This window comes from Roseofilum capinflatum BLCC-M114, from assembly GCF_030068505.1.
In the GTDB taxonomy this organism is placed as follows: Bacteria; Cyanobacteriota; Cyanobacteriia; order Cyanobacteriales; family Desertifilaceae; genus Roseofilum; species Roseofilum capinflatum.
In genome coordinates this window covers 1-11917 of record NZ_JAQOSO010000095.1, presented here as the reverse complement: position 1 = coordinate 11917, position 11917 = coordinate 1, and the positions used below count along the sequence as shown (strand labels likewise).

Genomic DNA, 11917 nt, shown 5'->3' with positions numbered 1-11917 from the left:
TTCCGTGGATGGTGCGTTATGCGGAAATATGATTGATTTGTAACCATTGACATTTCTGACCGCATAACACACCCTACCTATGATGGTATCGCCCCGGTAGGGTGTGTTGCGGCATCGATAAATCATGGGTTTTCACGAAAATATTAACCTGGCCGCAACGCACCGTCCCCACCAACAAATTCCATCAATAAATATGTGAATTTAACCCAACATTGAATTCGGGGTTCCGTGGATGGTGCGTTATGCGGAAATATGATTGATTTGTAACCATTGACATTTCTGACCGCATAACACACCCTACCTATGATGGTATCGCCCCGGTAGGGTGTGTTGCGGCATCGATAAATCATGGGTTTTCACGAAAATATTAACCTGGCCGCAACGCACCGTCCCCACCAACAAATTCCATCAATAAATATGTGAATTTAACCCAACATTGAATTCGGGGTTCCGTGGATGGTGTCGCCCCCGGTAGGGTGTGTTGCGGCATCGATAAATCATGGGTTTTCACGAAAAATATTGACCTAGCCGCAACGCACCACCCCCACCAACAAACCCCATCAATAAATATTGGTTTTACACAGAAAAAATCGACCCAGAAAAACGTATCATTTCTGGGGGTTTGTGAAATTTGGATGATGCGATGATGATATTATGAATGACCGTGATGGTGGGAATGTGGAGGCGGTGCGTTACGGCGATTTCCATTTTCTGGTGGCGCACGAAGGTTTATTGTCGCCGTAATGCACCCTACCTAACTTTAGGTTCTGCTGAATTTTCTGATGCAAGTGAGCCAAGCTTGGTTAGAATTCCACCGCCGATTTTTGCAACAGTAAAAAAGGTTTTCCATCCCCATGCGATCATCATAATGTTTCTCCTTTCTAATAAATTAAAGAATTGAATTTAGTTTACCACTTTTCTGTTCTCTCCAGAACAGACTCCGGACATTCAACCGTTCCTGTAGCAATAACTTCCTCAGTATTACCCGCCCATTTAATACTTTCAACACCCACAGCAGCACAAGAACGTTTGCGGATAAGGGGGAGTTTTCTGGCATTTGCCCGTATCCAGCAAATGCCACTTTCCCCTACGAGATATTGCGGGCGTTCAAACAGTTAGGCTTTGGCCTTTTTTCTGCTTCCTAACATAAAACCGCCCAGTGCGATAAAACCTACTATTAGGCTAGGCTCTGGGACAGAGACCATCTCCGTCGCCACGCTTTCGGTCTCTATCACTTGAGGAAGATCTGCTGGCTCGGGGCTTGGCAGCTCCGCTGCCACGCTTTCGGTCCCTATCACTTGAGGAAGATCTGCTGGCTCGGGGCTTGGCAGCTCCGCTGCCGCCACAACTGGATCGAAGACGACCGAGTTGTCGTATTCATTCAAATTGTCACCCAATTCCGAGATTCCCAAGACTCCATCGTGGAACAACGAAAACCGATCGTTTGAAACATCCACCCAAAAATCCATCCTAGATAAATCAAACAATAAGACATCCAAATCAGTAGATCCTCCTCCTAGATCCTCTAATCCCACAAGCTCAAAGGATTGGACTTCACCAGCTTGGAAGTTAATCCATCCGTTCTCGTCAAAGTCCTCACCCACAAAGGAAAATACTACATCATTATTAGGATACAAATCATCCCAGGTAATTTCGTAGGACACAGGAGCAGCAACAGATTTGAGAGGAGAGGCGATCGCCATTGTCATTCCCAAAGCCAAAGCAGCACACAATTTTTGAGCATTCCTAACCAACATTATTTCTGACCTCATCAACAATTTTGAACAATTCAACAAAAAGTAGGATTGACTCGATCGCTCCTTCTATTAATAAGACAGTTTTGGGTGGCAGTTTGTGAACTTTTCTGCCTCAAAATAGAGAAAATTTCTTTCTTAAGGAGGACGACAGGGACATTTTCCCGATAACAGGGCGATTTTTTCCGTAGGTAAGCTGCTGGGAACCGGAACCCAAGGCCCCCAGAAAGGCAGAGAAAGAAGCTGGGTTTTACCAAATACCGATCGCCCCTTACCGATTAGCCTTTTTTTCCCGCGTCCAATCTGGCCTGACGCAAAATAGCACCAGACCCATCTCCCGGGCAATTGAAATTGATATCTATTCTTAATCCGAAGCGATAACCTTGCATTAGCCAAGATAGCCCCGACTGCCTGGGGTCGAGGAACCAAGGCCAACCTACTCGATCGGAATTTAGATTTGAGCCAGGGTTCGGGACTTACGCATAAAGAACCAAGTTTGGGCCATTGAGATTGCTCTCCCCTCGGCAACGACAGAAATGGCCGTTGGAGTTCTTCTTTTGGCCTCAGTTCTGCTGGATTAACCCTTGCTGGGTTCTGCTTCGCTTGACCCAACCTACGAGGGGCTTTTGCTGGGTTCCGTTTCGCTTCACCCAACCTACGAGGGGCTTTTGTTGGGTTCCGTTTCGCTTCACCCAACCTACTAGAGACCGGTTCCGCCACCGACAACTCATCCGCACTCGTCCCTTCCACATCCGCTGCCAACGAAGAACTAGAGTCCTCTGCCACTCCGTCATACTCGTTCCATCGCTCTCGCAAAATGGCCCTGGCATTAGAAACCCGCTTGCGGGCCGTACCCTGAGAAATGCCCAACTGTTCCGCTATCTCCTTGTAAGACAGCTCCTCCTTCCAGTAGAGAAAAAAAGTCTCCCGCAACTTGGGAGATAAATTATTTACCTCTCCCTCAAAAAAAAATTCGAGATCTTGCCGCGTAGCGGCAAGATCTGGTTCTTCTTCCTGGCTAACCCATAGCTCTTCCTTAGCTTCACAGGAAAATAGGCGATCGCGCTTTTTAAGCAGGTTCGTGCAAAGATTATTCACCAATCTGACCAACCACCCCTTCACATTATCAATAGGTTTGCTGCTGGTTCGCCAAGCCTCCCTAGCCCTAAGCATAGCCATACTCAGAGCATCTTCAGCCTCCGTTTGGTTCCCTTCCATCCGTCGGAGACAGCAACCGTAGAGATAATCTCGATACTGTTGCCACTCCCGCCAAAACACCGAATCAATACCTATAGTTCTTTTATGCCTACCTAGCATCTTTGTAACTCCTCGTCTCCTTTCGGATAGCAAAAATTAAGCTAGACACCGTGTTGTTAACTTTTTCTATCAAAGTGGGGGTGGTGCGTTGCGGCTAGGTTAATATTTTCGTCAAAACCCATGATTTATTGATGCCGCAACACACCCTACCGGGGCGACATCATCATAGGTAGGGTGTGTTATGCGGCCAGAAAATGCGAATGGTTACAAATCAATGATATTTCCGCATAACGCACCGTCTGAATTATTGGTTAAATTCACATATTTATTAATGGGGTTTGTTGGTGGGGGTGGTGCGTTGCGGCAAGGTCAATATTTTTCGTGAAAACCGATGATTTATCGATGCCGCAACACACCCTACCGGGGGCGACATCATCATAGGTAGGGTGTGTTATGCGGCCAGAAAATTTTAATGTTTACAAATCAATGATATTTCCGCATAACGCACCATCCACAGAACCCCGAATTCAATTTTGGGTTAAATTCACATATTTATTAATGGGATTTGTTGGTGGGGGCGACACCATGATAGGTAGGGTGTGTTATGCGGCCAGAAAATGCGAATGGTTACAAATCAATGATATTTCCGCATAACGCACCGTCTGAATTATTGGTTAAATTCACATATTTATTAATGGGGTTTGTTGGTGGGGGTGGTGCGTTGCGGCAAGGTCAATATTTTTCGTGAAAACCGATGATTTATCGATGCCGCAACACACCCTACCGGGGGCGACATCATCATAGGTAGGGTGTGTTATGCGGCCAGAAAATGTCAATGGTTACAAATCAATCATATTTCCGCATAACGCACCGTCTGAATTATTAGTTAAATTCTCAGAGAGCAGTCTAAAATGTACCTCTTCCTCAATGCCCAAAGATACCCGCACCCTAGTTAACAGCTCCAAAGACTGCTCAGAATTGGTCATCTTCTGTTCTAACATTTCCCGTAAAATCCCCTGATAAACCTGCACCTTCGACTCCTGACTAAATCCGGGTAAAACTTTAGCCAAAACATACACTTCTTGGGCTTTCAAATCTTCCAGGGAACGTCCTTCCAGAAATTCAGGAAAATTAATCTTCAATTTACTCAGTTGGCGACGTAAACTACTCGCGACACTTTCCTTATGGTAGAGGCTTAAGGAACGATTCCAAGTTCGGTATAACCACCCGGCGCTTAACAGGGGAACGAGAGCTTGAAGACCCCATTCAACGTATTCCGGCAATAACTCTAAAGTCGAATGGGTTCCCACGGCAAATAGAAAGTTAAAGGTGACAAAGGTAGCAACAGAAAATACATGATGACGAACTTTTTCTGCTGAAAATTCTCGATCGCGGCGCAGACAATAAGCTTTGTAGGCTTTTTCGAGGCGGCATAAGATGGCATAACTTGCTAAAGCGAAGACTGCGAAGGTCAGAGGAACGGCAATTAATCGGGGAATGGGAATGGCTAGATTAAATAGGTAAAAGCCGGGAGTAAATAGTCTTTGCACTTGCTCCGGATCGTGAGTCCAAGATCCAGAGTAAAAGTAGTCTAAATCTCCAGCATAGAAAATGTAATACAAGTAAAATGCAACCACTAATCCTACATAGCCATAATGGAAAAACTTGCGCTCTGAATCTTTTAAGGAGTCCCAATAACTGCGTTCTGCGTCAATGTCGAAACAAGCGGATTTACAGGCGACACAAGCGCTTTTTTCTTTCCCGGTTTCATCCATTGTCCGACACATGGATTGGGTGATTTTAGAGGTGGTTTTTTCATGGGCGGGACTGCCCCATAATGCCCTGGGGCCTGTGTAGAATAATTCAACTGGGCCCATGGGGCAAATGTATTGACACCAGGTTTTACCCGCGAATAAATAGCCGACAAGGATACTGGCTAAGATGGTGGCACTCAGAAAAGCGGCTAACAGCAGACGATGGGAGTCTAAAAATAACATTCTCAGGCATAAACCGACAAAGAGAAACCCAAGTTGAAACAGGAGATGATGGCGACCGAGCCAAGAGTTGGGGTCAATTTTGACGACTTCTAAACGAATTTTACCGGTGCGAGGATTGGTGGTTTGTTTTTGCCGTTGAATTCCCCATAAACGCGGCAGTTGAGAAAAGAAGGAGAGGGGGCAAATTCTGCGCCAACTTTCATGACCGAAGAGAAAAACGATACAGATGACTGCACCGATAATGACTCCCCAAAAGAGTCGGGTGGCGATCGCATAGGGACGCTCAATTAAACACTGTCCTTGCACCGTCATCACCTCATGACAGTGTTGCGGATCGAATACCCTCGGATCGAGACGCAGTAAGCTCCAGTGGGTATCGGGATGGGTTAAGAGGGGGGAAATGGGGTCATAGATCAGGGACGCTATTAACAGCAACCAGGCGATCGCCAGCAGCGATCGCACCCTTCTCATCTGTTTCTCAGGAACATTCTGTAACATCGTCAGTACCTCCTTGAACTTGTCTCCATCCTAGGAAACACAGCTAGAGGATGACCTGACTCTAAACACCCAAATCCACCTCACACTAGCACTAATCCTCCCTTCACAAAAGGACTAGAGCGGTCTAGTTCCAAAGGACTAGGCGATCGGTTATCGGGACTTAAACAAGAAAAATGTTCAAAGATACGGGACATCGTAAAAGTAATTATGAATGGTGCGTTATGCGGAAATATGATTGATTTGTCACCATTCACATTTTCTGTCCGCATAACACACCCTACTCCTTGCTTGGCCATAACCCAGATTTAACCCCACTGGATATTATTAAAAAAATCCTGAATTTTTAGCCAATTCCTCCATTCTATGGTAATCCTGAGAACAAGCGTTTCTATTAATGAATGCTTAAAAGAAGATTAAATCTAAAGAGGCAGAAAATGTGTTTAGCAGTACCCGGAAAAATTATTAGCATCGCTGGTGACGATCCCCTGACAAAAATGGGTCGGGTTAGCTTTGGCGGAGTGATCAAAGAAGTCAGTTTAGCCTATGTTCCCGAAGCCCAGATCGATGACTATGTATTGGTTCACGTCGGTTTTGCCCTGTCCATTGTCGATCAAAAAGAAGCCCAACAAACCCTATCTGATTTACAACAAATTAATACATTCAGTTAAATAAGATTAAGAACCTAGTCCAAACGGTAGGAAGGTATTAGATGATCAGAAAAGAATTGACTGGACTAGGAACCCAACAAAGCACCCAAAAATAATCTCTGCACGATCCTAGAGTTAGCCCAATTGAACCTCTCAGGGGAGTGCAAGTTTTGACCCCCATCAATAAAGTCGAGAAAAACAATAGGATGGTTGTTTTAACTCTCGAATTAGACCCCCAACCTAGGGAAAAAGGTCAACAGCCCTGAGCTGTGTCCATTCATCTTCAATCGTAGACCGAAAGGACTTTCTTACCTATGAATACCAAAAACTATGCAACACTAGACGGCAACGAGGCAGTGGCCCGTGTTGCGTACAAACTCAACGAAGTCATTGCCATTTATCCCATTACTCCTTCCTCTCCCATGGGAGAATGGGCTGATGCCTGGATGTCGGAGGGGCGGCCTAACCTATGGGGAACCGTACCCTCAGTTGTAGAAATGCAGAGTGAAGGAGGAGCCGCAGGAGCAGTCCACGGATCGCTACAGGGGGGGTCTTTAACCACGACCTTTACCGCATCTCAGGGTCTGTTGCTGATGATCCCCAACCTCTACAAGATTGCTGGGGAACTGACATCAGCCGTATTGCATGTAGCGGCTCGCTCGGTTGCGGCTCAAGCTCTGTCCATTTTCGGGGATCATTCCGATGTAATGGCTACCCGCGCCACCGGTTGCGCTCTGCTCTGTTCGGCATCGATACAAGAAGCTCATGATTTAGCGCTGGTGGCTCAAGCGGCTTCCCTGAAGTCCAGAGTGCCGTTTATCCACTTCTTCGACGGGTTCCGGACTTCCCATGAAGTGCAAAAGATCGAACTGCTAGAGGAGAGTGTCCTGCGGGCAATCATTGACGATCGCACCGTCTTTGACCACCGATCGCGCGGCCTAACCCCCGATCGCCCCGCCCTGCGCGGAACCGCCCAAAATCCCGATGTCTTCTTCCAAGCCAGAGAAAGCGTCAACCCCTTCTATGATGTCTGTGCCGAAGAAGTCCAAAAAGCCATGGATCAGTTCGCCGAACTAACCGGACGCAGATATCAACCCTACCAATATCACGGCGCACCGGATGCCGAGCGCGTGGTAATTCTCATGGGTTCCGGCTGTGAAACCGCCCATGAAACCATTGATTATCTCGTGGCTCAAGGGGAAAAAGTGGGCGTGCTAAAAGTTCGCATGTATCGCCCCTGGGATGCCAGTAAGTTTATTGGCGCTCTTCCAGAAACCGTTAAGGCGATCGCCGTTTTAGACCGCACCAAAGAACCCGGCGCATCCGGCGAACCCCTCTATCTAGATGTGATTACCGCCTTCCACGAAACCGATCGCCCCGCACCTAAAATTGTCGGCGGACGCTATGGCTTATCTTCCAAAGAATTTAACCCCGCCATGGTCAAGAGCGTCCTAGACAACCTCAGCGCCCAAACACCGAAAAATCACTTTACGGTCGGTATTAACGACGACTTAACCAACACCTCCCTAGAGTACGATCCCAACTTCTCCGTTGAACCCGATAGCGTCGTCCGGGCCATGTTCTATGGCTTAGGTTCCGATGGTACAGTTGGAGCGAATAAAAACTCGATTAAGATTATCGGCGACGATACCGACAACTACGCCCAAGGTTACTTTGTTTACGACTCCAAGAAATCCGGCGCGGTAACCGTCTCTCACCTGCGGTTTGGCCCCAATCAGATTCGCAGCACCTATCTGATCACCCAAGCCAACTTTGTCGGCTGTCACCAATGGACATTCCTGGAAAAACTCCAGGTCTTAGGATCGGCAGCTCCCGGCGCAGTCTTCCTCCTCAACAGCCCCTACGGCCCAGAAGAGGTATGGGATAAACTGCCCTTGGAAATCCAAGAAGTGATTGTACGCCAAGGTCTGAAGTTCTATGTGATCGATGCCAACCAGGTGGCACGGGACACCGGTATGGGGAATCGGATCAACACCATTATGCAGACCTGTTTCTTCGCCTTAGCGGGAATTTTACCCAGGGATGAGGCGATCGCCCAAATTAAGAAGGCGATCGAGAAAACCTACGGTAAGAAAGGGGCAGAAATTGTCAAACTCAACATCAAAGCCGTCGATCAAACCCTCGATAACCTCTATGAGGTCAACGTCGGACAAGCCAATAGCAGCCTGCATATTATGCCCTCCGTTGGCGATGCGGCTCCCGAATTCGTGCGCGAAGTCGAAGGCATAATGCTGGCACGGCAAGGGGATAGCCTACCCGTAAGCAAGCTCCCCTGTGATGGAACCTATCCCACCGGAACCTCGAAATGGGAAAAACGGAACGTCGCCCAAGAAATTCCTGTTTGGGACCCGGACGTTTGCGTGCAATGTGGTAAATGTATTGCCGTTTGTCCCCACGCTACCATTCGCGGTAAAGCCTACGATCCCAGTGCGTTAGGCAATGCGCCAGAAAGCTTCAAGTCCATCGATGTCAAAGATAAGGCCTTTTCTGGACAAAAATTCACCATTCAAGTGGCTCCCGAAGACTGTACCGGATGCGGCGTTTGTGTGGATGTCTGCCCGGCTAAGAATAAATCCATGCCCTCGAAACGGGCGATTAACATGGAGGCTCAGATCCCCTTGCGGGAACAAGAGCGCCAAAATTGGGACTTCTTCCTCGGTTTACCGAATCCCGATCGCTCTACATTAAATCTAGAGCGCATTCGTCAGCAGCAATGGCAAGAACCCCTCTTTGAGTTCTCTGGAGCGTGTGCCGGTTGTGGAGAAACCCCCTATATTAAACTGGCGACTCAGTTATTCGGCGATCGCATGGTCATCGCCAACGCCACCGGTTGTTCCTCCATCTATGGCGGTAACTTACCCACCACCCCCTACACCGTCAACAGTGAAGGACGGGGGCCGAGTTGGTCAAATAGCCTGTTTGAAGATAACGCCGAATTTGGCTTAGGCTTCCAGTTGGCGATCTCCAAACATCAGAGCTTTGCCTGCGAACTGGTGCAGAAACTAGCCGGAACCCTAGGGGATAACCTAGTCAGCCAAATCCTCAACAACACTCAAGCCACAGAAGCCGATATTTACGAACAACGGCAATATGTGGCCCAAGTCAAAGAAATCCTCGCTGGGAACACCGACCCCGACGCGCAGCAATTGCTCAGTTTAGCCGACTATTTGGTGAAAAAATCCATCTGGATCGTCGGGGGTGATGGTTGGGCTTATGACATCGGCTACGGCGGTTTAGACCACGTGCTGGCATCCGGCCGCAATGTGAATGTGCTGGTCATGGATACGGAAGTATACTCCAATACGGGTGGGCAATCCTCCAAAGCCACCCCCAGAGGAGCCGTTGCTAAATTTGCGGCTGGTGGTAAACCCGCACCCAAGAAAGACCTAGGTCTGATTGCCATGACCTACGGCAATATCTACGTGGGTTCTGTGGCTCTAGGGGCACGGGATGAACACACCCTGAAAGTCTTCCTAGAAGCCGAAGCCTATGACGGGCCCTCCCTGATTATTGCGTACTCCCACTGTATCGCCCATGGTATTAATATGACCACAGCTATGAGCCATCAGAAAGCCATTGTCGAAAGTGGTCGCTGGTTGCTCTACAGATACGATCCCAGACGGACGGCGGCGGGTGAAAATCCGTTACAGTTGGATTCCAAATCGCCCAAGAAAGGCGTTAAAGACTCCATGTATGCTGAAAACCGGTTCAAGATGTTGACCAAAACCAAACCGGAAGACGCAAAACGCCTGTTGCAAGAAGCCCAACAGGATGTCAACACCCGGTGGGAAATGTATAAATATCTCGCCGAACGGAGCCTGAACTCGGAAGAGTAACTCCCTTGGAGTAGGAGATGGGGAGATGGGGCGAAATTCCCTATTCCCCATTCCCTATTCCCTATTCCCTATTACCCAACCCACGTAATACCATGGATTTAACCACTACTTACTTAGGACTCAATTTGCGATCGCCCATCGTTCCCAGTGCAGCCCTTCCCCTCTCCGAAGATATCGACACCATTAAACGCCTTGAAGATGCCGGTGCTGCTGCCGTTGTCCTCCATTCCCTCTTTGAAGAACAGCTCCTACGGGAAAAATTTGAACTCCATCATCACCTGGAATATGGGACAGAAAGCTTCGCGGAAGCCCTGTCCTATTTCCCCGAACCTGATGAGTTTCACGTCGGCCCAGAATTGTACTTAAAGCACATTCGCCAAGCCAAAGCAGCCGTCAATATTCCCATCATTGGCAGTCTCAACGGCTTCTCCTCCGGGGGATGGGTCGAATATGCCAAATTGATGCAAGATGCAGGCGCAGATGCGATCGAGTTAAACATCTATTATGTGCCCACTGACTTTGAGATGACCGGCGCACAGGTGGAACAAAACTACATTGATACCCTCAGTGAAGTCAAAAAAGAAGTTACTATCCCCGTTGCCCTCAAACTGAGTCCCTTTTTCAGCAACATGGCTAACATGGCTAAACGGTTGAGCGAAACCGGAGCCGATGGCTTAGTGCTGTTTAACCGCTTCCTGCAACCGGATATTAACGCCGAAGATTTAGAAATAGAAGTCGGTTCTGTCCTCAGCAGCACCCATGACTTGCGCTTACCCATGCGTTGGATTGCCATCCTCTATGGTCGCATTAATAACTGTGACCTAGCTGCCACCAGTGGCGTACAACGGGGTCATGATGTGATTAAACTTCTCATGGCTGGCGCATCGGTAACTCAGGTTTGCTCGACTCTATTGCGCCATGGCATTGGCCATATCCAAGTCATGGAAGAGGAAATTAACCATTGGATGGAAGAACATGGTTATGAATCTGTCAAGCAAATGCAGGGTTCCATGTCTCAGCTCCATTGTGAGGATGAATCCGCCTACGAACGGGCCCAATATATGCGGGCGATTACCTCGTATAATCCGACTCATAGTTTAGTCTAGTTGACTAGCCCTCTCCCTTAATCCCTCTCCTGTAAGCGTGGCTGAAGGGAGAGGGATATTCTTTTTTATATTCCACTAGACTCATCTAGACTCATACCGAAATCTCCATAACTGGATGAAAACTGATACCCTCTTTTACAAAGTCTTCCAAGATTTTCCCCAATTCTTCTTTGAAGTCTGTGGACTTCCCCCAACCAGAGCCAACCTCTACACCTTTACCGAATAATTGTTAATTGTTAATTGTTAATTGCTGAAAAGCCAAAACCCTGATTGCACAGGCAAAATCTCAGTTAACTCAACAACAGGTACAACAGAATCTGATTGATTTGATCGAGACTATAATAGTCTATAAGCTACCCACCAAAAGCCGGGAGGAGATTGAAGTGATGTTAGGACTGAGCGAAATTCGACAAACTAAAGTTTACCAAGAAGCCTTAACTGAAGGGCGAGAAGAAGGACGTGAAGAAGGACGTGAAGAAGGGCGAGAAGAGACTCGACAAGAGGTAATTTCCCAGATGGCTCGTTATGGCTTATCTGCTGAAGCGATCGCCGAAATCTTGAGTCTTCCCATGGAAACGGTGACCGAAATCCTAGAGAATTTGGATGGCGATGAGGAATAATGGCGATCGCCTTTACTGTAGTCTAAAATCCTCAACACAAGATCCGATCGCCAAGTCATCGACAGCCTGAAAATGGCGATCGTAGGTGAACAAAGCGAATGCCCTCTCCCTATATCCCTCTCCCAAGGGAGAGGGACTTTTTCCCCCTTCTCCCTTCGACTTCGCTCCCTTCGACTTCGCT

Annotated in this window: 8 protein-coding genes and 1 pseudogene; 6 read left to right on the top strand and 3 right to left on the bottom strand. The window is 47.8% G+C overall.

Features of this window, described 5'->3' with window-relative positions; genetic code table 11:
• Window positions 1–1115: 1115 nt before the first annotated feature.
• From PMG25_RS18170 to PMG25_RS18160, 3 genes are all read right to left on the bottom strand, one after another.
• Window positions 1116–1757 carry a PEP-CTERM sorting domain-containing protein gene (locus PMG25_RS18170; protein WP_283768308.1) on the bottom strand — a complete coding sequence of 214 codons (642 nt, stop codon included), beginning with the start codon at window positions 1755–1757 and terminating at the stop codon, window positions 1116–1118.
• A 135-nt stretch (window positions 1758–1892) separates the two neighbouring features.
• Window positions 1893–3071 (bottom strand): RNA polymerase sigma factor, encoded by a 1179-nt coding sequence (locus PMG25_RS18165; RefSeq protein WP_283768307.1) that lies wholly within the window; start codon window positions 3069–3071, stop codon window positions 1893–1895.
• Window positions 3072–3850: 779 nt separating this feature from the next.
• Window positions 3851–5506: a 4Fe-4S binding protein gene (locus PMG25_RS18160; protein WP_283768306.1), complete on the bottom strand. Its 1656-nt coding sequence runs from the start codon at window positions 5504–5506 to the stop codon at window positions 3851–3853.
• A 434-nt stretch (window positions 5507–5940) separates the two neighbouring features.
• Here PMG25_RS18160 and PMG25_RS18155 point away from each other — a divergent pair, with 434 nt between their 5' ends.
• The 6 genes and pseudogenes from PMG25_RS18155 (at window position 5941) to PMG25_RS18135 (ending at window position 11736) form a co-directional block, all read left to right on the top strand.
• Complete coding sequence (locus PMG25_RS18155) at window positions 5941–6174, top strand: HypC/HybG/HupF family hydrogenase formation chaperone (RefSeq protein WP_283768305.1); 234 nt, start codon at window positions 5941–5943, stop codon at window positions 6172–6174.
• A 293-nt stretch (window positions 6175–6467) separates the two neighbouring features.
• Window positions 6468–10010, top strand: a complete 3543-nt coding sequence (gene nifJ, locus PMG25_RS18150) for a pyruvate:ferredoxin (flavodoxin) oxidoreductase (protein WP_283768304.1) — start codon at window positions 6468–6470, stop codon at window positions 10008–10010.
• A gap of 92 nt (window positions 10011–10102) precedes the next feature.
• The gene (locus PMG25_RS18145; RefSeq protein WP_347178878.1) at window positions 10103–11116 is read left to right on the top strand and encodes a dihydroorotate dehydrogenase-like protein; all 1014 of its coding nucleotides are present in this window, start codon (window positions 10103–10105) and stop codon (window positions 11114–11116) included.
• Between the two features lie 115 nt (window positions 11117–11231).
• Entirely contained in the window at window positions 11232–11342 is a 111-nt protein-coding gene (locus tag PMG25_RS18140; protein WP_283766982.1) for a DUF2887 domain-containing protein, read from the top strand.
• 40 nt (window positions 11343–11382) lie between these two features.
• Window positions 11383–11496: pseudogene (locus PMG25_RS24695) on the top strand (DUF2887 domain-containing protein); the annotation flags it as partial.
• A 3-nt stretch (window positions 11497–11499) separates the two neighbouring features.
• Entirely contained in the window at window positions 11500–11736 is a 237-nt protein-coding gene (locus PMG25_RS18135) for a hypothetical protein (protein ID WP_283768302.1), read from the top strand.
• Window positions 11737–11917: the final 181 nt, after the last annotated feature.